We start from the raw sequence: 22,658 nt of genomic DNA, 5'->3' as shown, positions 1-22,658 counted from the left end.
AATTGAAAGATGAACGGAAAAAGTTACTTGCTAAATTAGCCTATCTATACTATGTTGAAGACAAAAGTCAATCGCAAATCGCAGCAGAAACTGGAATCTACCGTACAACTGTCAGCAGAATGCTAGCAGAGGCCAAGAAAGAGGGCGTAGTAAAAATTGAAATCGAAAACTTTGATACTCGCCTCTTCCATTTAGAAAATTATATCAAACAAAAATATGGCTTAAAAGCTATCGAGATTATACCGAATCTAGTTGATGAACCTCGAGAAAGCCTTGAAAAGCGACTGGCGCAAGCAAGTGCGGTCATGCTTCGTAATTTGATTGAAGATGGAATGACAGTCGGATTTTCATGGGGCAAGTCTCTCAGATTAATGGTAGAACAAGTTGGAACGAAGCGCTTGGATGGTGTACAGTTTTATCCCCTAGCTGGAGGTCCCAGTCATATTCATGCTCGCTACCATGTCAATACGCTGATCTACAGTATGGCGAGTAAATTTCATGGGGAATGTCATTTTATAAACGCGAGTGTCATTCAAGAAAATTCTGAGGTGACGGAAGGCATCTTATCTTCTAAGTATTTTGAGGATTTGAAAGCTAGTTGGCGTTGTTTGGATGTTGCGGCTGTAGGGATTGGTGGCTATGCAGATAGCAAGAATCCTCAGTGGTTTGATATGCTGACATCAAATGATTTTAAGAAATTGGAGTCAGAACATGCTGTAGGAGAAGTATGCTGTCGTTTCTTTGATCAAGAAGGTATCCCCGTTTATCCTGAATTACAGGAAAGAACAATATCTATCACATTGGAGGAATTGAGAGAGGTACCAAACACCATCTCTTTGGCCTACGGTGATCAGAAAGCAAAAGCACTTTTATCGGTTTTGAAAGCCAACTATATCAATCATTTAGTCACAGATGAAGCAACGATCTTAAAAGTCTTAGAATTAGATGGTGATCAGCAATTTACTAAAAAATAGGACAGCAGGAATGCAGTCCTTATTTTTTTGAGTTAAATAGCACAAATGTGCAAAAAACAAAAACAATAATCAAATGTTGTGATTTTTATTGACCGGCAAAAATATAAATGGTATATTGACAATAGAAAAAGCGCTTTCAGTAGATTGATAAAGGAGTGTAGTGCACATGGAAATAATTGTTGCAGACCAAATTATTATGGGATTGATTTTAAATGCGGGTGATGCTAAACAGCATATTTACCAAGCTTTATCATATGCTAAGGAGGGCGATTTTACATCTTCTGAAGACGAAATTGCGAAAGCAGATGCAGCATTGCTAGAAGCGCATAACTTGCAAACACAATTTTTAGCCCAGGAAGCAGGTGGGACAAAGACAGAGATTACAGCTTTGTTTGTGCACTCACAAGATCACTTAATGACTTCAATCACAGAGATTAACTTGATCAAAGAAATGATTGACTTACGTAAAGAACTTTCAGCGAAACAATAAGGAGGAAAAGAAGATGAAAATTGGATTGTTTTGTGCAGCAGGATTTTCAACAGGAATGTTGGTAAATAATATGAAGGTGGCGGCTAAGGAATTAGGGATTGATGCTGAAATCGATGCCTATTCTCAAGCGAAATTAGCAGATTTTGCTCCTGAAATCGATGTCGCTTTGTTGGGCCCTCAAGTAGCTTATACTTTGGATAAATCAAAAGCGATTTGTGAGGCAAACCATATTCCTATTGCTGTCATCCCTATGGCAGATTATGGGATGTTGGATGGTAAGAAAGTACTAAATCTAGCTCTAGAATTGCTAGGAGAAAAATAAGGAGGCTTCCCATGTCTAATTTTAATTCTCAGAAAATTATCGCTCCAATCATGCGGTTTGTAAACTTGAAAGGAATTATTGCTCTTAAAGATGGGATGTTAGCGATCCTTCCATTAACGGTAGTTGGTAGTTTGTTCCTGATTATTGGGCAATTACCATTTGAAGGCCTTAATCAGGCTATTGCTAGTGTATTTGGCGATACGTGGACAGAGCCATTTATGCAGGTTTATTCAGGAACATTCGCCATCATGGGCTTAATTTCGTGCTTCTCCATTGGTTATTCATATGCTAAAAACAGTGGAGTAGAACCCTTGCCAGCAGGAGTTTTGTCCCTATCTTCATACTTTATCTTGTTAAAATCTTCTTATGTACCAGCTAAGGGAGAACCAATTGGTGATGCCATTGCAAAAGTATGGTTTGGTGGTCAAGGGATTATCGGGGCTATTATTATAGGTCTGGTAGTTGGTGCGATTTATACTGTGTTTATCCAAAGACACATTGTTATTAAAATGCCAGAACAAGTACCTCAAGCCATTGCCAAACAATTTGAAGCGATGATTCCTGCTTTCGTGATTTTCTTACTATCAATGATTGTCTATATCGTATCAAAAGTAGTGACAAGTGGCGGTACTTTCATTGAAATGATCTATGATGTCATTCAGGTTCCTCTACAAGGTCTAACAGGATCACTTTACGGAGCGATTGGAATTGCCTTCTTTATTTCGTTCTTGTGGTGGTTTGGTGTGCACGGACAATCAGTTGTCAATGGTGTAGTAACAGCCTTACTACTTTCTAACCTGGATGCCAATAAATCAATGTTGGCAGCTGGGAAGCTATCCGTTGAAAATGGTGCTCACATTGTAACTCAACAATTCCTAGATAGTTTCCTTATTTTGTCTGGATCAGGTATAACCTTTGGTTTGGTTGTTGCTATGTTATTTGCTGCTAAGTCAAAACAATATAAGGCACTTGGGAAAGTTGCAGCTTTTCCTGCAATCTTCAATGTTAATGAACCCGTCGTATTTGGCTTCCCAATTGTAATGAACCCAGTGATGTTCCTTCCATTTATTATCGTTCCAATTTTAGCAGCGATAATTGTTTATACTTCAATTGCTATTGGGTTCATGCATCCATTCTCAGGTGTGACCCTTCCTTGGAGTACACCAGCCATTATTTCTGGATTTATGGTTGGAGGTTGGCAAGGTGCTTTCGTTCAAGTGCTGGTTCTCGCAACCTCGACTGTCGTATATTTCCCATTCTTCAAATTCCAAGATAATCTTGCCTATAACAACGAATTACAAGCTGAAAAATAGTGCGTTTATTAGGAGTGCACAGATGTGCGACTAGAATAGAATTTATAGGTATTATCCATAATTCATTGAAATTCGTAAAATTTAATGCTACTATAGTTACGAAAGAAAACAAAATAATTTCAAAAGAAAGGTTTTGAAAAAATGAAACAAGTAGAAGTAGCAAGTACAAGCATTAAAACAGAATATTTTGGAAGCCTCACTGAACGCATGAATAAGTATCGTGAAGATGTCTTAAACAAGAAGCCTTATATCGACGCTGAACGTGCCGTTCTTGCAACTAAGGCATATGATCGTTATAAGGAACAACCAAATGTTCTTAAACGTGCCTATATGTTGAAAGAGATTCTTGAAAATATGACAATCTATATTGAGGATGAATCCATGATTGCTGGAAACCAAGCATCCTCTAATAAAGATGCTCCGATCTTCCCAGAATATACTTTAGAGTTCGTTCTGAAGGAATTGGATCTTTTTGAAAAGCGGGATGGTGACGTCTTCTATATTACGGAAGAAACGAAAGAGCAGCTCCGTAGTATCGCACCGTTCTGGGAAAATAATAACTTACGTGCAAGAGCTGGAGCTCTTCTACCTGAAGAAGTATCTGTCTATATGGAAACAGGATTCTTCGGTATGGAAGGGAAGATGAATTCAGGAGATGCCCACTTAGCAGTCAATTATCAAAAATTATTGCAATATGGCTTGAAAGGTTTTGAAGAAAGAGCCCGCCAAGCTAAAGCAGCCCTAGATCTAACGGATCCAGCTAGCATTGATAAGTACCATTTTTACGATTCTATCTTTATCGTAGTTGATGCTGTTAAGACCTATGCTCAACGATTTGTTGAACTTGCTAAACAACTTGCTGAGACAGCAACTCCTGAACGTAAGAAGGAATTGCTTGAAATTGCAGAGATTTGCTCAAAAGTTCCATACGAGCCTGCAAGTACATTTGCAGAGGCTGTTCAGTCTGTTTGGTTTATCCAATGTATTCTTCAGATTGAATCAAATGGACACTCACTTTCATATGGCCGTTTTGACCAATATATGTATCCATACGTTAAAGCTGATTTGGAAAGTGGACGGGAAACTGAAGAGAGTATTGTTGAACGCTTGACCAACCTTTGGATTAAGACTATTACAATTAACAAAGTACGTAGTCAAGCACATACCTTCTCATCTGCAGGTAGTCCGCTTTATCAAAATGTTACGATTGGTGGTCAAACGCGTGATAAGAAAGACGCTGTTAACCCATTGTCTTATTTAGTGTTGAAGTCTGTTGCTCAAACTCACCTTCCTCAACCAAACTTAACTGTTCGTTACCATGCTGGTTTGGATGCCCGCTTCATGAACGAATGTATTGAAGTTATGAAGCTCGGATTCGGTATGCCTGCTTTCAATAATGATGAGATCATTATTCCATCCTTTATTTCAAAAGGCGTGCTTGAAGAAGATGCTTATGATTACAGTGCAATTGGTTGTGTAGAAACAGCTGTTCCAGGTAAGTGGGGATATCGCTGTACAGGTATGAGTTATATGAACTTCCCTAAAGTTTTGCTCATTACGATGAATGACGGAATCGATCCTGCTTCTGGCAAGCGCTTTGCACCAAGCTTTGGTCATTTTAAAGACATGAAGAGCTTCGATGAATTGCAAACAGCATGGGACAAGACCTTACGCCACTTAACCCGCATGAGTGTGATCGTAGAAAACTCTATCGACCTATCTCTTGAAAGAGAAGTGCCAGATATCCTCTGTTCAGCTTTGACAGATGACTGTATTGGACGTGGAAAACACCTAAAAGAAGGTGGGGCTGTCTACGATTATATTTCTGGTTTACAAGTGGGTATTGCAAACTTATCCGATTCGCTTGCAGCGATCAAGAAACTGGTATTTGAAGAAGGGCGCTTAACACCACAAGAACTATGGCATGCTCTGGAAACCGATTACGAGGGCGAACGTGGAAAAGAAATCCAAGAGATGCTTATCCATGATGCACCGAAGTATGGAAACGATGATGACTATGCAGACAGCTTAGTTCGAGAAGCATACGATATTTATGTGGATGAAATTGCTAAATATCCAAATACTCGCTATGGACGTGGGCCAATCGGTGGTATCCGTTACTCAGGTACATCTTCTATTTCAGCCAATGTAGGACAAGGTCGTGGAACATTAGCTACTCCGGACGGTCGTAATGCTGGAACTCCACTAGCAGAAGGATGCTCTCCATCCCACAATATGGACCAACATGGCCCAACATCTGTTCTAAAATCAGTTTCTAAATTGCCAACAGATGAAATAGTTGGTGGTGTTTTACTGAACCAAAAAGTAAACCCACAAACTTTAGCCAAAGAAGAAGATAAATTAAAACTTATTGCTTTACTCCGTACGTTCTTTAATCGTCTACATGGATACCATATTCAATATAATGTGGTTTCTAGAGAAACGTTATTAGATGCTCAAAAACATCCGGAAAAACACCGTGACTTAATTGTACGTGTTGCAGGCTACTCAGCTTTCTTCAATGTACTATCAAGAGCTACACAAGATGATATTATTGGACGGACAGAGCATACTCTATAGTAAAGAGGTATGTATATGGAATTTATGCTTGATACTTTAAATATAAATGAAATAAAAAAATGGGCTCGAGTGTTACCTCTTGCTGGGGTAACCTCTAACCCAACAATTGCCAAAAAAGAAGGAGAAATCGATTTCTTTAAACGGATTCATGAGGTTCGGGAGATCATTGGTGAAGCTCCTTCTATCCATGTGCAAGTTGTTGCGAAAGATTATGACGGTATTTTAAAAGATGCTGCGAAAATTCGACAAGAATGTGGCGGAAATGTTTTTATTAAAGTTCCGGTTACTCCTGAGGGGTTGGCAGCTATCAAAACATTAAAATCAGAAGGTTATAAAATTACTGCAACCGCAATTTATACTGTATTTCAAGGTCTTTTGGCTATTGAAGCAGGCGCAGATTACCTTGCTCCCTATTATAATCGAATGGAGAACTTGAATATTGATTCAGCACAGGTAATAGCACAATTGGCAGATTCAATCGAAAAAAATCAATCATCAAGCAAAATTCTAGCAGCATCCTTTAAGAATGTCGGTCAAGTCAATCGAGCATTCAAAGAAGGGGCACAAGCCATCACTGCTGGGGCTGATGTCTTTGAAGCGGCTTTTGGAATGCCGTCAATTGAAAAAGCGGTGAATGATTTTGCAAATGATTGGTCAGCTATTCATCATCAGAATATAATTTGATAAAGGAGGAGTATATGAGAAATTTTGCAAGTCCGTCACGTTACATTCAAGGGGAAAATGCCTTATTTGAAAATGCAAAACCTATTTTAGAACTGGGGAGTCATCCTGTATTACTATGCGACTCAGTAGTCTATGAAATCGTAGGAGAACGATTTGAAAAATATCTCCTTCGGTATGGATTTACAGTCTTGCCAGTCTTCTTTAATGGAGAAGCTTCTGATAACGAAATCAATCGTGTGGTTAGTTTGGCAGAAGAAAATGGCTGTGATTTGGTCATTGGACTTGGTGGAGGAAAGACCATCGATAGTGCGAAAGCTATTGCCGATCTTTTAAAATCACCAGTTGTGATTGCCCCTACCATTGCCTCTACAGATGCTCCCGTTTCCGCTTTGTCAGTTATCTACACGGATGAAGGTGCCTTTGCTCGCTATATTTTCTATTCTAAAAACCCAGAATTGGTCTTGGTGGATAGCAAAGTCATCTCTCAAGCACCAAAACGTTTGCTCGCTTCTGGAATCGCAGATGGATTAGCGACTTGGGTCGAAGCGCGTGCGGTAATGCAAGCCAATGGAAAAACCATGTTGGGTCAACGACAAACCTTAGCGGGTGTCGCCATTGCACAACGTTGTGAAGAAACCTTATTTGCTGATGGACTCCAAGCCATGGCTGCTTGTGAAGCCAAAGTCGTAACCCCTGCTCTTGAAAACATCATTGAAGCCAATACCCTTCTTAGTGGTATTGGGTTTGAAAGTGGTGGGTTAGCAGCTGCCCATGCCATCCATAATGGCTTTACAGCCCTTACTGGGGACATCCACCATTTGACTCACGGTGAAAAAGTAGCCTACGGAACGTTAGTTCAATTGTTCTTAGAAAACCGTCCTAAGGAAGAATTGAATAAATACATTCGTTTCTATCAACAAATCGGTATGCCAACCACTCTGAAAGAAATGCATCTTGAAACTGCAAGTTATGAAGATCTTCTCAAGGTTGGCCAACAGGCCACCATCGAAGGAGAAACCATCCATCAAATGCCATTTGAAGTGAAGGCTTCTGATATTGCCCAAGCCATCGTAGCAGTAGATGCCTACGTTCAAGGTTTGGCCTAAGATGGCTTTGTCGACAAACCAAGAACCCCCATACCTTATGGTAATGGGAGTTCTTTTTCTATTTTCTTCTTTTTGGATCGGTTTGTTTAAAGATCAGGTATAAAATTCCGGCAGGCAGGAAGCAGAAGAGCCACATAACATCGAGTCCCTTGCTTTTACTGCTAGAGGTCGTTGCTTTAGACTCACTGACGGCCACTCCCGGTTTAATGCTTGGAGATACCTGTTGCAAGCCGTTCTGGACGACTAGGCGGTTATTTTCTAGTTTTAGCGCTGGCTTCGTCCCCTTCTTAACGGTCGCATAGAAGTCTTGCTTCAAGTGAATGGTCTTCCCGTCGATGGTATGATCGCCTGCAGAGAGGATTTTTTTATACTGGTAGTCTGCGAACATTTTCTCAGCCAAGGTATTCCCGATTTGATTGCGGTAGCTTTCGGCGATCTCGACATCGTAGTTCCCAACCCCCAAAATCACTTCGATAATCCGCTGTTTACCCCGCTTGGTTGTCGCGGTGTAGTTGTAGTCAGCAGTCGGGCTGGATCCAGTTTTGAGTCCATCTGTTCCTTTAAGGGCGAATTTTCCACCTTCGAGGGAAGTGTTGTAATTATCGTAGCTTTGCTCGTAAGGGGTTCCTTCCATGATCGTAGTATGAGCTTGCTTGGTGTATTCCAACATTTCTGGCAGGTCGTTTACGATGTGATAAGCCAGAATAGACATGTCCCGCGCTGTGATTTCGTTATTGGCATTGACGTCGTAGCGCTGAGGATTGTAGTAGCCCTGAAGGACCGAAATCATCGCCCCATTTGGATTGTGCCATTTGGTATGGCTCATCCCCATTTCTTGTGCGTACTGATTCATTAAGTCCAAAAACTTATCGGGATCATTGTCAGTAACGGCGTTGGCCAGCATAATCACGGCCGCACTGGAAGATGGAACAAAGAGCATCTTGATCAATTCAGATACTTTGTAGTCAACACCAGCTACAATAGGTGAGTTACTTAACAGATTGTTTTCCGAGATGGCTTGGTCTGCCTCTGTTGCTGTAACCACGGTATCATATTTGATCTTGCCTTCTTTGAGGGCCCGAAAGACTACATAGGCACTCATGAGTTTGGCCATGCTTCCTGAGTCCCGGACCGTGTCGATATTGTCTCCGTACAATATAGCTCCAGTATTGGCGTCGATGACGATGTCAGCCTTAGGCTTGTAAAAATCATCCAATACCAGTCCAGCATCAGCTGCGATTTTCATGACATCTTCTTGCTGGTAGATGTCGTCCGCAAAGGCAGTGGAAATAGGGCCTAATGTCAAGACTCCTACAAGGAGGGACAAGAGGCTGTGTTTTAGTCGTTTGTGTAAATGTCTCACATAATTCATAGATTCCATTATATCATACAGGCCAGAGATTCAACTTGAAAAAATTCTAGAAAAAGTAGAAATTGAAAAAATAAAGAAAAAATAGAATAATTTCGCAGTAAAAGCGTTTACATTTCCCTAGAAAGTGCTATAATTTAAATTGAGTATAACATTTTTTACAATGAGGTGATTTATATGAACAAAGGGAAGGTACTCTTAGCTACCAGCGCTCTGCTTTTATCAGCTGGTGTACTGGCAGCCTGCTCAGGAGGAAAATCTAGTAGCTCTGGTGGTCAGACATTTAGCTATGTCTATACCCAGGATCCGGATACACTCGACTATTCGATTTCTAATAAAAAATCGACTTCCGAGTTTACAGGAAATGCGATAGATGGCTTGTTGGAAGTGGACAAGTATGGGAATTTGATCCCATCGCTTGCTAAAGACTGGACTGTTTCCAAGGATGGCTTGACCTATACTTATAAACTCCGTAAAGGGGTCAAATGGATGACTTCTGAAGGGGAAGAATATGGAGAAGTCAAAGCCCAAGACTTTGTCACAGGCCTCAAACACGCGGCAGACAAGAAATCACAAGCGATTTACTTGGTCCAAAAATCTGTCAAAGGCTTGGATGATTATGTTTCAGGGAAGACATCTGATTTCTCAACTGTTGGTGTGAAAGCTATTGACGATTACACAGTCCAATATACCTTGAGCCAACCAGAAAGTTTCTGGAATTCTAAGACTACGATGGGGATCTTGATGCCGGTTAACGAAGAATTCCTGAAATCTAAAGGAGATGACTATGGTCAAGGGACTTCTCCATCTAGTATCCTCTACTGCGGTCCTTATTTGATCAAGTCCATCACTTCTAAATCTTCTGCGACCTTGGAAAAGAACCCAACATATTGGGATGCGGATAATGTCAAGATCAGTAAAGTCAAGTTGACCTATTATGATGGACAAGATTCAGAATCCTTGATCCGTGGATTTGATAAAGGCGACTATACGGTTGCCCGTGTCTTCCCAAGTGGCTCTAACTATAAGAGTGTAGAGAAGAAGCACAAAGACGATATCGTCTTTAGTGACCAAGGTTCCTCAACCTACAACCTTTCCTTCAACATTGACCGTCAGTCTTATGAAATTACAGCCAAGACCACAGATGCTCAAAAGACTTCAACTAAGAAAGCAATTTTAAATAAAGACTTCCGTCAAGCCATTATGTTTGCCTTCAACCGTAAGGCATATGTAGCTCAGGCGAACGGGGAAGCTGCTGCCAATAAGGTCATCCGTAATACCTTTACGCCACCAAACTTTGTTCAAATCAATGGCCAACAATTTGGGGATGCAGTAGAAAAAGACTTGGAAGCTTATGGGGATGAATGGAAAGGGGTCTCTGTCGCAGATGGAAAAGATACCCTCTACAATCCAACTAAGGCCAAAGAAGAGTTTGCCAAAGCTAAGGCAGATTTGCAGGCTCAAGGAGTTGAATTCCCAATTCATTTGGACCTTCCAACTTCTTCAACTTATACAGAAGGAATCAAACAAGCCCAATCCTTCAAACAGTCGATCGAGTCAACTTTAGGAGCAGAAAATATTGTTATTGATCTGAAAATGATCTCAGATGATGATCTTCAACGGGTCACCTACTTTGCTGAAAATGCTTCGCAACAAGACTGGGATTTGAACAATAACTTGGGTTGGGGACCAGACTATACGGACCCATCTTCTTACATCGACATCACTAGTGGTAAATCTGGCGAAAATGCCAATGCCTACTTTGGATTCGATGCTGGTACGGATAATGCGGCCGCAAAAGCAGCTGGTTTTGATGAATATGATCAGTTGATTGAGGATGCTCAAAAAGAAACCACAGATGTGAACAAGCGTTACGAAAAATATGCTGCGGCTCAAGCTTGGTTGACCGATAGTGCCCTCTTGATTCCGATCCATTCAGATGGGGCTTCTCCAGGCGTCCGTAAGACTGTGCCATACTCTGCAGCCTTTGCTTGGACAGGCCACAAGGGTCAATCCTTCAACTATAAATATTTGGAAGTTCAAGACAAGGTCGTATCGGCAAAAGACTACGACAAAGCGCGTGAACAATGGAAGAAAGAAAAAGAAAAATCCAATAAAAAAGCGCAAGAAGAACTTGAAAAGCATGTAAAATAGACTTTTCTTGAAGAAAACAGGAAAGACAGGTCCCATATGGGACCTGTCTTTTTCTTTGTCTGAACCTTTAAAAATCGCCTAAAAATGGTATAATAGGAGCATCACGAAAATTGGAGAGACGCTATGAGTTTTTACGATCATAAAGAAATCGAGCCTAAGTGGCAAAAATACTGGGCTGACCATCACACCTTTAAGACAGGAACAGATGCTTCAAAACCTAAGTTTTATGCATTGGACATGTTCCCTTATCCATCTGGAGCGGGTCTTCACGTAGGACACCCAGAAGGTTACACAGCGACTGATATCCTCAGCCGTTTCAAACGTGCCCAAGGCTACAATGTCCTTCACCCAATGGGATGGGATGCCTTTGGTTTGCCTGCAGAGCAATACGCTATGGATACAGGGAATGACCCAGCGGAATTCACAGCAGAAAACATTGCTAACTTCAAACGCCAAATCAATGCGCTTGGCTTCTCTTACGACTGGGACCGTGAAGTCAATACGACAGATCCGAACTACTACAAGTGGACACAATGGATCTTCACTAAGCTTTACGAAAAAGGCTTGGCCTATGAAGCGGAAGTGCCAGTCAACTGGGTTGAGGAACTAGGAACAGCTATCGCCAACGAAGAAGTTCTTCCAGATGGAACATCTGAGCGTGGTGGCTATCCGGTTGTCCGCAAACCAATGCGCCAATGGATGCTTAAAATCACGGCCTATGCGGAACGTTTGTTGGCGGACTTGGATGACCTTGACTGGCCAGAGTCTATCAAGGACATGCAACGCAACTGGATTGGGAAATCAACTGGTGCCAATGTCACCTTTAAAGTAAAAGGAACAGACAAGGAATTCACCGTCTTTACGACACGTCCAGATACTCTTTTTGGTGCGACCTTCACTGTCTTAGCGCCTGAGCATGAACTAGTAGATGCTATCACGACACCTGAACAAGCTGAGGCTGTATCTGACTACAAACACCAAGCTAGCCTTAAATCAGACTTGGCTCGTACAGACCTTGCTAAGGAAAAAACAGGGGTTTGGACTGGTGCTTATGCCGTCAACCCTGTCAATGGTAAAGAAATCCCAATCTGGATTGCGGACTATGTTCTTGCCAGCTACGGAACAGGTGCTGTTATGGCCGTACCTGCCCATGACCAACGTGACTGGGAATTTGCTAAACAGTTTGGTCTTCCAATCGTAGAAGTACTTGAAGGTGGGAACGTTGAAGAGGCTGCCTACACAGAAGATGGACTTCACGTCAACTCTGACTTCTTGAACGGTCTCAACAAAGAAGAAGCGATTGCTAAAATCGTGTCTTGGCTAGAAGAAAAAGGCTTTGGTCAAGAAAAGGTTACCTACCGTCTCCGCGACTGGCTCTTTAGCCGTCAACGTTACTGGGGTGAACCAATCCCAATTATTCATTGGGAAGATGGAACTTCAACAGCTGTTCCAGAAAGTGAATTGCCACTTGTCTTGCCAGTAACCAAGGACATACGCCCTTCAGGTACTGGAGAAAGCCCATTGGCGAACTTGACAGACTGGCTTGAAGTGACTCGTGAAGATGGTGTTAAAGGTCGTCGTGAAACAAATACTATGCCACAATGGGCAGGTTCAAGCTGGTATTACCTCCGTTATATCGATCCACACAACACTGAGAAATTAGCCGATGAGGACCTCCTCAAACAATGGTTGCCAGTCGATATCTATGTGGGTGGTGCAGAACACGCTGTTCTCCACTTGCTTTACGCTCGTTTCTGGCACAAATTCCTCTATGACCTTGGTGTTGTACCGACTAAAGAGCCCTTCCAAAAACTCTTTAACCAAGGAATGATCTTAGGAACAAGCTACCGTGACCACCGTGGTGCTCTTGTGGCAACTGACAAGGTTGAAAAACGTGATGGTTCCTTCTTCCATGTGGAAACAGGCGAAGAGTTGGAGCAAGCACCAGCCAAGATGTCTAAATCCCTCAAGAACGTGGTTAACCCAGACGATGTGGTGGAACAATACGGTGCGGATACCCTTCGTGTCTATGAAATGTTCATGGGACCACTAGATGCTTCTATCGCTTGGTCAGAAGAAGGTTTGGAAGGAAGCCGTAAATTCCTTGACCGTGTTTACCGTTTGATTACAAGTAAAGAAATCGTTGCGGAAAACAATGGCGCTCTTGACAAGGTTTATAACGAAACTGTTAAGGCTGTCACTGAGCAAATAGAGTCGATGAAATTCAACACAGCCATTGCTCAGCTCATGGTCTTTGTCAATGCGGCGAATAAGGAAGACAAACTCTATGTGGATTACGCCAAAGGCTTTATCCAATTGATAGCCCCATTTGCGCCTCACTTGGCAGAAGAACTCTGGCAAACAGTCGCAGCAACAGGTGAGTCTATCTCTTATGTAGCTTGGCCAACATGGGATGAAAGCAAATTGGTTGAAGACGAAATTGAAATCGTCGTCCAAATCAAAGGTAAAGTCCGTGCTAAACTCATGGTCGCTAAAGACCTATCACGAGAAGAATTGCAAGAAGTCGCTCTCGCTGACGAAAAAGTCAAAGCAGAGATCGATGGCAAGGAAATTGTGAAAGTGATTGCGGTACCGAATAAGCTCGTGAATATTGTCGTTAAATAACGAGTTTATTAGCCATATCTGCCTCCTTCAATAGTCCACTGGACTATTGAAGCCAACCAAACTTGTAAATATTGTTGTGAAATAAATTTAAAAGTCCTTCAGAGCTAAGCTTTGGAGGATTTTTTAGGCTCAGCTTGACAACAAATAGTATTTTTGTTAATATCATTAACAAAAGAGGGGCGTTATGAATAAGAAAGAACTGCATAAGTTTAATAATCGTTTTAACAGCTTTGCTTTAGCTTTTGAACAGTTGAAAAAAGCTCAGCATAGGAACAGTATTGATAAATCAATCACTATTAATGAAGTCCATTTGATCGACCTGATAGGCCGCAATCAGCCTGTGAATCTAGTGAAATTATCTGAGTTACTTGAAGTATCTAGGAGTGCCATTACTCAGAGTGTTAGACGTTTAACCCAGAAAGACCTCGTTGCTTTTGAATTTGCATCGGATAATGAAAAGAATAAATATCTGATATTATCCCAAAAAGGGGTTGACGTTTTTAACATTCATAAAGAACAGCAAGAATATATAGAGACAGCCATTTTTTCAGTTTTAAATAACTATAGTGAAAAGGACCTTCAAATGATTATGAAATTGATGGATGATGTTGAAAAGGTATGGCAAGAATTACCGTGGTAAAAATCACGGTAATTTTAAAACTATATTGTTAATTATATTAACAAAAAGAGGAAGATATGAATATAAAAATTGAACTGATTTCAGAGTCTGATTTAGCAGACGAATCTTTTAATATTGTCATCGATGGCTTAAAACCAAGAGAAACATATCGAGTCGAAATGTTTCTATCCGATTATTATTGTATCAATGCTCCCATGCTATTAGCTCATGATGTCTTATGGAAATCAACAGCGACTTTTGTATCGGATATGAATGGTATTATTGATATTTCACAAACTCCATCTTGTTCTGGCTCTGATGAAGATATTGCAATAATGGGGTTATTCTTTAATGCCAAGCCCTTGACCAATAAGGAAAAGAAACTGTCAAACTCTCTTTCTAAAATTCCCTTATTAGATCATTTTTTTGTGGAAGTCAAAATTATGCAAGGAAGTACTGTCATTGCAGAGAGAACTTTCACAAGACATTACATGAGTTCGCAAATTAGTCATCAAGATATTTACGGGAAACATTTTCAAGGGAGACTCTTTTATGATCAAAAGGCAATAAAAGCACCAGCATTGATTATTGTGAGCGGTAGTGAAGGAAGGATTGAAAAGGCACAGAATATAGCTCAGCTTCTATCTTCTAGAGGTTATATTTGCCTAGCAGTTGCCTACTTTGGTTTAGAGGGGTTGCCAAAACATTTGGAACGTATTCCTTTAGAGTGCCTTGTGGAAGCAAAGGATTATCTACGTCAGCATCATCAAGTAGATAGTGAAAGAATTGGAATCTATGGACGGTCTAAGGGAGCAGAGTTAGTTTTAGCTGAGGAGAGCATTTTTAATGACGTTCAATGTTTGGTACTAAATTCACCCTCTGATGTGGTGTATGAAGGGATAAAAGGGAAATGGAACTCCCATACTTCTTCTTGGACGTATTTGCAAAGAGAACTTCCCTATCAAAAGTTTCGACTTAGAGATTATCTGTTTAGCAAACTTTTTAGAAAAAGCTTCCCTAAAGATCGTACTGCTAAGATAGATATTGGTCAAATGCATTCACCTATCTTATTGCTCGGAAGTACTGTTGATGAAATATGGGATGCCTCGTCAGCAATTGATGATATTGTCTCAGATTATAAAGGACACCACATTACATTTAAAAAATATCATGAAACAGGTCACATGTTGACAGTGGCTTATCAACCAAATCACCGTTATCGAAAAGATTGGCGTTTATTGATGAGAGAGAGTAAGGATTCTTGGCTAGCTACGATTCATTTTTTTGATAGGCATTTGAAGAAGAAATAAAAATAGATTATAAATATGCTATAATAGTTCCAACTAAGATAAAAACACAGTTCTGGTTGGTAGTCCAGACGTAGGCAAGCCTATCAGTAACCTTCCTCCTTGGTTGTCCATTCTTAGGGATAGATTTAAGGAGGTGCTGTCGTGGAAACAATTTCAATTGGATTGACAGTTTATTTTGAAGATGGATTTTGGCATGGTTTGTTCGAACAAGTGTATCGAGAAACTTATCAAGTTTGTCGTGTGACATTTGGTCAGGAGCCAAAAGATGATGAAATTCTAGAGATGTTACAGACTCAGTTTACTCATTTATCTTTTAGTCCAGAAGCTACAGTTAAGCAACATGTAAAAATCAAGAATCCTAAACGATTACAGCGAACTGTGAAGAAACAAGTAAAGAAGAAAATTTCTTCCAAGTCGAAAGAACTATTGCAGTCGCAGTATGAGGAAAGGAAAAAGATTTCAAAACATCAATCTAGTGTCCAAAAACAATTGCTCAAACAAGAGAAATTCGAACGCAAACAGCAAAAACGAAGAGACAAGCATAAAGGACATTAACCCTTATCTCTTTCATCAAAAAAGCTTCGGTAGGAAGAACCCTACCGAGGCTTTTTAACATGTCGAAAACGATTGTTGAATATCTGGATGATGTTCCCAATCAGCTCGATCGTAGCTGCCTGTAATGGTGTGTTCCTCTGAAAAAAGCAGAACCCGTTCCACAATCGGAGCGATTTGGTCGAAATGGTGGGAGGAAATCACAATTGTTTTTCCTGCTGTTTTGAGATCTTGGAGTAAGGCGATGATCAGCTTTTGGTATTTGGGGGAGAGGCCGTTAAAAGGCTCATCAAAAAGCAAGAGACTAGGATTCATAGTGAGGACACTGGCGATAGCGACTAGCTTCTTCTCCCCTCCGGAGAGATGGTAGGGAATGCGATCTCTCAGGTGTTCAATCTCTAAAAGAGCCAGTGTGTCATTGACGCGTTGGTCGATTTCAACTGCAGCTAAGCCGAGTTGACGTGGGCCAAAAGCGAGTTCATCATAGACGCTTGTGTTGAAGAGTTGCGTATCGCTATTTTGAAAAATAAGCCCCACCTGTTGAAATAACTGACCAGCACGATGGGGATCTTTTAAGAAAGTGTCATCTATCGTCCAATCCTTAAAGTGGTATTGACCAGAAGACAGGGGTAAAAGTCCAACCAGAATTTTGAAAAGTGTGGATTTTCCCGCTCCGTTTGGTCCCATCAAAGCGATCGTTTCTCCTTGCTTGATCTGTAGTTGGATATCGTGGATTCCAATCTCATCTGTGTAATGGTAATTTCCATCTTGAATGGTAATCATAAGCTATCCTTTCTAACGGAATAGAGTGGTGACGGCAATAAGGAAGACTAATTCCAGTAGTAAAAGGCCATCTTCTTTTTTCCAACAGAAGGGCTCTTTTTGTTTCCTGTCCATGCCATATCCTCTCAGCAACATGGCCTCGTAGACCTCTTTGGTATGGTTCTTTGTTGAGAGATACAAGAGACCCAGCAGAGAGCCAAAAAGATGGAGGCTCACTTTTTGACCAACGGTTCGAAGTTGGACACACTCGATTTGTTGGTGAAGGTGTTTTCCTAAAATATAACTATATTTTAGCGTAATATCAATGGTCTGGACAAAGGTCTTTGGGACATGCAACTGCCTTAGGGCATCCACCAGTTGGACGCTTGTGGTAGTGGCTAAGAAGAGAGAAATATTGAGAACAATGATCCCTGCACGTAACAAAAAGAGTCCACCATTTTGAAATCCTTGAAATAAGATACTCGGTAAAATCACAATGGCAGAGAAAAGAAGGACCTTGACGAGGACCTTAAACAGGTGAAGAAGGGCTTCTCCTGGAAGCATAGCAATGTGAAGTAGTAAGAGGATACCGAGGATCCAGAGCTGGATCGTATGGTGGGCTGTTGTAATGAGAATGGCTAGGGTTAAAAAGTAAACAAGCCGCATCCAAGAGGAAGTTTTGGCCTTGAATGCGGGTGTCGTTTGTTTCATTTTGCCAAGAAAATGGCGCAATGTGTGAAGGTTCATTTGTAAATAGTGATGGCTTTTGGATGCTTCTAGAGTCGTTTGCTCTTGAAGGAGCCAGTCAGGAAGTTTACGCATGAGAAGTTTTTGCTCCGTTTATTGATCGAATCATTTTGCTAATGATATAGAAAATGAGAACAGCTGTAATGGCTGATAGAATATAGCCAATCGCAATTTTAGTTCCAGGAATGGTGTAATCACTGAACAAGGCTTCAAAAGAAAATCCATTTTTGATACCAGCTGGGACTTTTCCCTTGAGCAAGGATCCTAATTCTTCAGAAGACCATTCTCCAAAAGCCGTTCCTTCTGCTAGGAGACCGAGAGGGCTCAAAACGATCAGACCCAAGAGGACCCAGCGGATTTTTTTGACAAATGAAGTCGTATTTTTGCTACTTGGTGTATACAATTCAGATGGGGCCACTTGTTTGACAAAGCGGTAAATCACATAGGTGAAGAAGGCTTCGACCCAGCCGGCGACCACAAGATGGGCAGCCATCATGGCAGGAATCGTGACTTCTAATCCATAAGGGTTGTAGAGGGGTTGTCCAGCTTCAGATGCAATTAAGGGTTGCAAGCCAAGTTCAATCCCTGTTAAGAGAGCTGCGGCGTTGATGGCAACATAGGAACCCACGATCACTCCAAGAGATTCATGATGGTGTTTGCGGAACCAACTGTAAATCCCATAGCCGATAAAAGGCATGGCAACGGCCATATTAAAGATATTGGCTCCAAGGGCTAGAATTCCTCCATCTCCAAATAAGAAGGCCTGGAGGATCAAGGCGACAGATAAGGCTAGGGAAGCTGCATAGGGACCAATCAGGATGGCCAGCAGGGCACCACCGACAGCGTGTGCCGTTGTCCCCCCTGGAACTGGAACATTAAACATCATTAACAAGAAGGATAAAGAGGCTGCGACGCCAAGCATAGGGGCCAACTCTTTATTTTCCTTTAATTGAACTTTGACTTTGGCAATGGATACGCCAATCGCAGGGGCAGCCGCTACAGCTAAGAGGGCACAACTTGCAGGACTCAAATAATTATCTGGGATATGCATCACAAATACTCCGATCTTTCTATCATACAGTTAACAGATTACCACATCGTAAAACCAAGTGTCGTTACAAAAGGAGTTTAACATTTGTTACTATTATAGCGAATTTTTGACCGTATTCCAAAGAAGTTTGTGTAAAAGGGGTAAAAAAGTCTGGTCATTTGGAGCTGTGCAAGAATCCTTTGAAGAGCCACTTGTCAAAAAAATACTATTTCTATATCGAAATAGTTGACAGATGTAATAAGCAATGGTACAATGACTTTGATATTTCGATATAGAAATAAAAAGGAGACAAAATGGACAAGATGCAAGGGGGCTATCAAGCTCTACAGATTCGTTTGTTAAACGGGCGTATCTTTCAAAAACTCTTGAGCAAGGAACCAGATGCTCAATACAGAAGTGAACAAGGAAAAATTTTAACGATTTTGTGGAAGCAAGAGTTGGGGTGCGCTACTGCGACAGATATCGCTCTTGCGACGGGGCTAGCTAATAATACATTGACCAGTATGGTTAAGAAATTGGAAGAACAAGGCTTGGTTACGATTCAACCTTGCACGCAAGATAAAAGGAAAAAATATATCTCTTTGACAGACCTCGGTTGGGCGCAAAAAGAAATTGGAGACCGTGTCAGCAAAGAGCTGGGAGAGATTTTTTATCAAGGATTTTCTGATCAAGAAATCCGAGAATTTGAAGCCTATCAAGAGCGGATAATCTCAAATCTAAAAGCTAAAGAGAGTGAATTATAGTAGAGGGGAAAATGCTTATGATTGGTATGACAGGTGTAACAGGAAAATTAGGTTCTTATGTAGCTGATCTCATAGATCAGAAAGGAATTGCTTCTATCCATCTGGCAAGAAGTCCAGAGCGGGCAACAGTCTACGCGTCAGCGGAAATTCGTAAGATGGTGTATGCCAATACTCCAGAGGTGGTTGAGGCCTTAAAGGGTATCGATGTCTTATTGATGGTCTCTGCTCGGGAAAATCCAGAGCGTGTCAAAGAGCACAAGGACTTTTTAGATGCCGCAAAGCTAGCAGGAGTGCAACATATCGTTTATACCTCCTTTTATGGGGCAGATGAGAAGGCAACTTTTACCCTATCTCGAGATCATGCCCAGACGGAAGCCTATATCAAGGAATTAGGATTCACCTATACTTTTTTGAGAGACAATTTTTATTTGGATTTCTTGATTGATATTGCACTTGAAAATGGAGAGATTCGTGGTCCAGCAGGAAGTGGGAAGGTTTCAGCAGTTGCCCGTAAGGACACATCTAGTGTTGCAGCGGAGATTCTCTCACATGCTAAGAAATGGGAAAACCAAACCTTGAATCTAACAGGACCAGAGAACCTTTCCATGGAAGAAATCGTAGCGCTCCTCTCAAAAGAGAGCGGTAAAACCATCACGTATGTGGATGAATCAGTAGAAGAAGCTTATGAGTCACGGAAAAAATGGCCAGCACAAACATGGGAGTACGATGCCTGGGTCAGCACCTATACAGCGATTAAAGCTGGAGAACAAGCTGGGGTTTCTACAGATGTCGAAAAAGTCCTAGGGCATCCAGCAAGCAGCCTATTGGATATTCTAAGAGACAGAAAACTTATTGAGGAAAAATATGATTGAATACAAACATGTAGCCTTGCGCTATACAGAAAAGGATATTTTAAAAGATGTCAATCTCCGCATTGAAAATGGAGAATTTATGGTGCTAGTGGGTCCTTCAGGATCTGGAAAGACCACCATGCTCAAGATGGTCAATCGTCTCTTGGAGCCGACTGATGGCAATATCTATATGGATGGAAAACGTATCAAGGGCTATGATGAACGGGAGTTACGTCTCAGTACCGGCTATGTCCTTCAAGCCATTGCCCTATTTCCAAACTTGACGGTTTCGGAAAATATAGCTCTTATTCCTGAGATGAAGGGCTGGAGCAAGGAGCAAATCGCTTCTAAAACAGAAGAACTCTTGAACAAGGTAGGCCTGCCCCCTGCAGATTATGCCCATCGTTTACCAAGCGAGCTATCTGGTGGAGAGCAACAACGGATTGGCATTGTGCGAGCTATCATTGGGGAACCAAAGATTTTATTGATGGACGAACCTTTTTCAGCCTTGGATGCCATCTCCCGTAAGCAGTTGCAGGCTCTTACCAAAGAATTGCACAAAGAATTCGGCATGACGACCATCTTCGTAACCCATGATACGGACGAGGCCTTAAAATTAGGGGATCGGATTGCAGTGCTGCAAGAAGGAGAGATTGTACAGGTAGCGGATTCTGAGACCATTCTTGCCCAGCCAGCCAACGACTTTGTCGCAGATCTATTTGGAGGTGCTCACCATGTCTAAACTACTTGCAACCTTTCAAGAACGCTTTGGGGACTGGCTCGCTGCACTGGGGCAACATTTGCAACTGTCATTACTGACCTTGCTCCTTGCGATTTTTCTAGCTGTTCCTCTAGCTATTTATTTGAGTATCCACAAAAGAACAAGCAACTGGGTTTTACAGATAGCTGGGATCTTCCAGACCATTCCTTCCATGGCTCTTTTGGGCCTCTTCATTCCTATTATGGGAATCGGGACGCTTCCGGCCTTAACAGCTCTTGTCATCTATGCCATTTTCCCGATCCTTCAAAATACCATCACCGGTTTACAGGGGATTGATCCAAGCCTTGAAGAAGCAGGAATCGCCTTTGGGATGACCAAGTGGGAGCGACTCAAGAAGTTCGAGATTCCCTTGGCCATGCCCGTCATTATGTCTGGGATTCGCACGGCAGCTGTGATGATTATTGGGACAGCTACCCTAGCTGCCTTGATTGGAGCTGGGGGACTCGGTTCCTTTATCCTCCTAGGGATTGACCGCAATAATGCCAGTCTGATTTTGATCGGTGCCCTATCTTCTGCCTTCTTAGCCATCGCATTTAACCTTCTTCTCAAATGGATGGAAAAGGCCAAATTGCGGACCATCTTTGCAGCCTTTGCTGTGATGGTTATTGGATTAGGAGCTTCTTATACGCCAAGTCTTCTTCCCAAACCGAAAAAAGAAAATCTGGTCATTGCTGGGAAGTTGGGTCCTGAACCTGAAATTCTCGCCAATATGTATAAGATCTTGATCGAGAAAAATACGGATATGACAGTGACTGTCAAACCGAATTTTGGCAAGACCACCTTCCTCTATGAAGCTCTAAAAAAAGGGGATATCGCTATCTATCCAGAGTTTACAGGGACCGTGACCGAAAGTCTCCTCAAGCCAGCACCACAAGTCAGTCATGATCCAGAAGCAGTCTACAAAGCTGCTCGAGATGGGATCAAGCGACAAGACGACCTAGCCTTGCTCAAACCTATGGCTTATCAAAATACCTATGCTGTCGCAGTGCCTAAGAAAATTGCCCAAGAGTATGGCCTCAAGACCATTTCCGATTTGAAAAAGGTGGAAGGACAACTCAAGGCAGGCTTTACGCTCGAGTTTAATGACCGAGAGGATGGAAACAAGGGCTTGCAGAAGGTCTATGGTCTTCATCTACAAGTCTCCACCATGGAGCCAGCCCTTCGCTACCAGGCTATCCAGTCTGGTGATATCCAGATAACAGATGCCTACTCAACGGATGCCGAGCTGGCTCGTTATGACCTGGTGGTCCTTGAAGATGACAAGCAACTTTTTCCACCTTATCAAGGGGCGCCCCTCATGAAAGAAGCTCTCCTTAAGAAACATCCAGAATTAGAAGGCATTCTGAACAAGTTGGCGGGTAAAATTACGGAAGCCCAGATGAGCCAGATGAACTACCAAGTCGGAGTAGAAGGTAAGCCTGCTGCTAAAGTAGCGCGTGACTTTTTGGTGAAAGAAGGATTTATCAAAAATTAACAAACCATTCTCAAGTCTTCACACTTGAGGATTTTTTGATAGAAAGCAATTTTAAATGCTTTTGGGGTAGAGGGAAAGACCTTCTCTTCAAAAAAATCTCCATTGAGTCTGGCTTAAAATTGTGTTACAATAAGCCTTGAAAATGAATGAA

At 41.7% G+C, this 22,658-nt stretch carries 20 protein-coding genes; 16 read left to right on the top strand and 4 right to left on the bottom strand.

Translation table 11 applies throughout. The annotated features are described in order from the left end of the window. The first annotated feature begins 2 nt into the window (after nt 1-2). From H7T92_RS03040 to H7T92_RS03010, 7 genes are all read left to right on the top strand, one after another. On the top strand, nt 3-974 hold the full coding sequence (locus tag H7T92_RS03040; RefSeq protein WP_049486456.1) for a sugar-binding transcriptional regulator: 972 nt from the start codon (nt 3-5) through the stop codon (nt 972-974). Between the two features lie 166 nt (nt 975-1,140). Beyond that, the gene (locus tag H7T92_RS03035; RefSeq protein ID WP_049486455.1) at nt 1,141-1,464 is read left to right on the top strand and encodes a PTS lactose/cellobiose transporter subunit IIA; all 324 of its coding nucleotides are present in this window, start codon (nt 1,141-1,143) and stop codon (nt 1,462-1,464) included. A gap of 13 nt (nt 1,465-1,477) precedes the next feature. Next, nucleotides 1,478-1,786, top strand: a complete 309-nt coding sequence (locus H7T92_RS03030) for a PTS sugar transporter subunit IIB (RefSeq protein ID WP_013904534.1) — start codon at nt 1,478-1,480, stop codon at nt 1,784-1,786. An 11-nt stretch (nt 1,787-1,797) separates the two neighbouring features. Continuing rightward, nucleotides 1,798-3,099, top strand: coding sequence for a PTS sugar transporter subunit IIC (locus tag H7T92_RS03025; protein WP_049486454.1), 1,302 nt, complete (start codon nt 1,798-1,800; stop codon nt 3,097-3,099). 141 nt (nt 3,100-3,240) lie between these two features. Continuing rightward, on the top strand, nt 3,241-5,679 hold the full coding sequence (locus H7T92_RS03020; protein WP_023027619.1) for a glycyl radical protein: 2,439 nt from the start codon (nt 3,241-3,243) through the stop codon (nt 5,677-5,679). Between the two features lie 15 nt (nt 5,680-5,694). Beyond that, nucleotides 5,695-6,363 carry a fructose-6-phosphate aldolase gene (locus tag H7T92_RS03015; RefSeq protein WP_049486453.1) on the top strand — a complete coding sequence of 223 codons (669 nt, stop codon included), beginning with the start codon at nt 5,695-5,697 and terminating at the stop codon, nt 6,361-6,363. A gap of 14 nt (nt 6,364-6,377) precedes the next feature. Next, complete coding sequence (locus tag H7T92_RS03010) at nt 6,378-7,469, top strand: glycerol dehydrogenase (RefSeq protein WP_118228543.1); 1,092 nt, start codon at nt 6,378-6,380, stop codon at nt 7,467-7,469. 58 nt (nt 7,470-7,527) lie between these two features. Here H7T92_RS03010 and H7T92_RS03005 read toward each other — a convergent pair whose 3' ends face one another. Continuing rightward, nucleotides 7,528-8,850 (bottom strand): DUF1958 domain-containing protein, encoded by a 1,323-nt coding sequence (locus H7T92_RS03005; RefSeq protein ID WP_053090707.1) that lies wholly within the window; start codon nt 8,848-8,850, stop codon nt 7,528-7,530. A 165-nt stretch (nt 8,851-9,015) separates the two neighbouring features. Between H7T92_RS03005 and H7T92_RS03000 the strand changes: the two genes are divergently transcribed. The 5 genes from H7T92_RS03000 to H7T92_RS02980 all read left to right on the top strand — a co-directional run bounded on the left by H7T92_RS03000 (nt 9,016) and on the right by H7T92_RS02980 (nt 16,101). Further along, nucleotides 9,016-10,992, top strand: coding sequence for a peptide ABC transporter substrate-binding protein (locus H7T92_RS03000; protein ID WP_049473107.1), 1,977 nt, complete (start codon nt 9,016-9,018; stop codon nt 10,990-10,992). A 123-nt stretch (nt 10,993-11,115) separates the two neighbouring features. Then, complete coding sequence (gene leuS / locus H7T92_RS02995; RefSeq protein ID WP_201037012.1) at nt 11,116-13,617, top strand: leucine--tRNA ligase; 2,502 nt, start codon at nt 11,116-11,118, stop codon at nt 13,615-13,617. Nucleotides 13,618-13,801: 184 nt separating this feature from the next. Continuing rightward, nucleotides 13,802-14,257, top strand: coding sequence for a MarR family winged helix-turn-helix transcriptional regulator (locus H7T92_RS02990; protein WP_178894497.1), 456 nt, complete (start codon nt 13,802-13,804; stop codon nt 14,255-14,257). A gap of 56 nt (nt 14,258-14,313) precedes the next feature. Beyond that, nucleotides 14,314-15,546 carry an acyl-CoA thioesterase/BAAT N-terminal domain-containing protein gene (locus tag H7T92_RS02985; RefSeq protein WP_201037011.1) on the top strand — a complete coding sequence of 411 codons (1,233 nt, stop codon included), beginning with the start codon at nt 14,314-14,316 and terminating at the stop codon, nt 15,544-15,546. 141 nt (nt 15,547-15,687) lie between these two features. Next, nucleotides 15,688-16,101: a YjdF family protein gene (locus H7T92_RS02980; protein WP_201037009.1), complete on the top strand. Its 414-nt coding sequence runs from the start codon at nt 15,688-15,690 to the stop codon at nt 16,099-16,101. A 54-nt stretch (nt 16,102-16,155) separates the two neighbouring features. Here the strand turns inward: H7T92_RS02980 and H7T92_RS02975 are convergent, their stop codons facing one another. Genes H7T92_RS02975 through cbiM form a run of 3 tightly spaced genes read right to left on the bottom strand, consistent with a single transcriptional unit; the run spans nt 16,156 to nt 18,658 of the window. After that, nucleotides 16,156-16,881: an energy-coupling factor ABC transporter ATP-binding protein gene (locus H7T92_RS02975; protein WP_201037007.1), complete on the bottom strand. Its 726-nt coding sequence runs from the start codon at nt 16,879-16,881 to the stop codon at nt 16,156-16,158. Nucleotides 16,882-16,893: 12 nt separating this feature from the next. Then, entirely contained in the window at nt 16,894-17,682 is a 789-nt protein-coding gene (locus H7T92_RS02970; protein ID WP_201037005.1) for an energy-coupling factor transporter transmembrane component T, read from the bottom strand. After that, nucleotides 17,675-18,658 carry a cobalt transporter CbiM gene (cbiM, locus tag H7T92_RS02965; RefSeq protein WP_201037004.1) on the bottom strand — a complete coding sequence of 328 codons (984 nt, stop codon included), beginning with the start codon at nt 18,656-18,658 and terminating at the stop codon, nt 17,675-17,677. Before cbiM ends, H7T92_RS02970 begins: the two co-directional genes overlap by 8 nt. A gap of 293 nt (nt 18,659-18,951) precedes the next feature. Between cbiM and H7T92_RS02960 the strand changes: the two genes are divergently transcribed. The 4 genes from H7T92_RS02960 to H7T92_RS02945 are packed head-to-tail and all read left to right on the top strand — an operon-like array spanning nt 18,952 to nt 22,507. Then, nucleotides 18,952-19,401 carry a MarR family winged helix-turn-helix transcriptional regulator gene (locus H7T92_RS02960; RefSeq protein WP_201037002.1) on the top strand — a complete coding sequence of 150 codons (450 nt, stop codon included), beginning with the start codon at nt 18,952-18,954 and terminating at the stop codon, nt 19,399-19,401. 17 nt (nt 19,402-19,418) lie between these two features. Beyond that, entirely contained in the window at nt 19,419-20,273 is an 855-nt protein-coding gene (locus H7T92_RS02955; RefSeq protein ID WP_201037000.1) for an SDR family oxidoreductase, read from the top strand. After that, nucleotides 20,266-20,994 carry an ABC transporter ATP-binding protein gene (locus H7T92_RS02950; RefSeq protein WP_201036998.1) on the top strand — a complete coding sequence of 243 codons (729 nt, stop codon included), beginning with the start codon at nt 20,266-20,268 and terminating at the stop codon, nt 20,992-20,994. Before H7T92_RS02955 ends, H7T92_RS02950 begins: the two co-directional genes overlap by 8 nt. Beyond that, nucleotides 20,987-22,507, top strand: a complete 1,521-nt coding sequence (locus H7T92_RS02945) for an ABC transporter permease/substrate-binding protein (protein WP_201036996.1) — start codon at nt 20,987-20,989, stop codon at nt 22,505-22,507. Before H7T92_RS02950 ends, H7T92_RS02945 begins: the two co-directional genes overlap by 8 nt. Nucleotides 22,508-22,658: the final 151 nt, after the last annotated feature.

It is taken from the genome of Streptococcus parasanguinis, from assembly GCF_016648855.1.
GTDB classification, from domain to species: domain Bacteria; phylum Bacillota; class Bacilli; order Lactobacillales; family Streptococcaceae; genus Streptococcus; species Streptococcus parasanguinis_L.
The sequence above is the reverse complement of the archived record's forward strand: the minus strand, read 5'-3'. Positions and strand labels throughout refer to the sequence as shown.

What these genes read in the sequence shown, in the direction of transcription:
- H7T92_RS03035 (WP_049486455.1), top strand. Translation starts at nt 1,141, where the DNA reads ATGGAAATAATTGTTGCAGACCAAATTATTATGGGATTGATTTTAAAT.
- H7T92_RS03030 (WP_013904534.1), top strand. Translation starts at nt 1,478, where the DNA reads ATGAAAATTGGATTGTTTTGTGCAGCAGGATTTTCAACAGGAATGTTG.
- H7T92_RS03025 (WP_049486454.1), top strand. Translation starts at nt 1,798, where the DNA reads ATGTCTAATTTTAATTCTCAGAAAATTATCGCTCCAATCATGCGGTTT.
- H7T92_RS03020 (WP_023027619.1), top strand. Translation starts at nt 3,241, where the DNA reads ATGAAACAAGTAGAAGTAGCAAGTACAAGCATTAAAACAGAATATTTT.
- H7T92_RS03015 (WP_049486453.1), top strand. Translation starts at nt 5,695, where the DNA reads ATGGAATTTATGCTTGATACTTTAAATATAAATGAAATAAAAAAATGG.
- H7T92_RS03010 (WP_118228543.1), top strand. Translation starts at nt 6,378, where the DNA reads ATGAGAAATTTTGCAAGTCCGTCACGTTACATTCAAGGGGAAAATGCC.
- H7T92_RS03005 (WP_053090707.1), bottom strand. Translation starts at nt 8,850, where the DNA reads ATGGAATCTATGAATTATGTGAGACATTTACACAAACGACTAAAACAC.
- H7T92_RS03000 (WP_049473107.1), top strand. Translation starts at nt 9,016, where the DNA reads ATGAACAAAGGGAAGGTACTCTTAGCTACCAGCGCTCTGCTTTTATCA.
- leuS (WP_201037012.1), top strand. Translation starts at nt 11,116, where the DNA reads ATGAGTTTTTACGATCATAAAGAAATCGAGCCTAAGTGGCAAAAATAC.
- H7T92_RS02990 (WP_178894497.1), top strand. Translation starts at nt 13,802, where the DNA reads ATGAATAAGAAAGAACTGCATAAGTTTAATAATCGTTTTAACAGCTTT.
- H7T92_RS02985 (WP_201037011.1), top strand. Translation starts at nt 14,314, where the DNA reads ATGAATATAAAAATTGAACTGATTTCAGAGTCTGATTTAGCAGACGAA.
- H7T92_RS02975 (WP_201037007.1), bottom strand. Translation starts at nt 16,881, where the DNA reads ATGATTACCATTCAAGATGGAAATTACCATTACACAGATGAGATTGGA.
- H7T92_RS02970 (WP_201037005.1), bottom strand. Translation starts at nt 17,682, where the DNA reads ATGCGTAAACTTCCTGACTGGCTCCTTCAAGAGCAAACGACTCTAGAA.
- cbiM (WP_201037004.1), bottom strand. Translation starts at nt 18,658, where the DNA reads ATGCATATCCCAGATAATTATTTGAGTCCTGCAAGTTGTGCCCTCTTA.
- H7T92_RS02960 (WP_201037002.1), top strand. Translation starts at nt 18,952, where the DNA reads ATGGACAAGATGCAAGGGGGCTATCAAGCTCTACAGATTCGTTTGTTA.
- H7T92_RS02955 (WP_201037000.1), top strand. Translation starts at nt 19,419, where the DNA reads ATGATTGGTATGACAGGTGTAACAGGAAAATTAGGTTCTTATGTAGCT.
- H7T92_RS02950 (WP_201036998.1), top strand. Translation starts at nt 20,266, where the DNA reads ATGATTGAATACAAACATGTAGCCTTGCGCTATACAGAAAAGGATATT.
- H7T92_RS02945 (WP_201036996.1), top strand. Translation starts at nt 20,987, where the DNA reads ATGTCTAAACTACTTGCAACCTTTCAAGAACGCTTTGGGGACTGGCTC.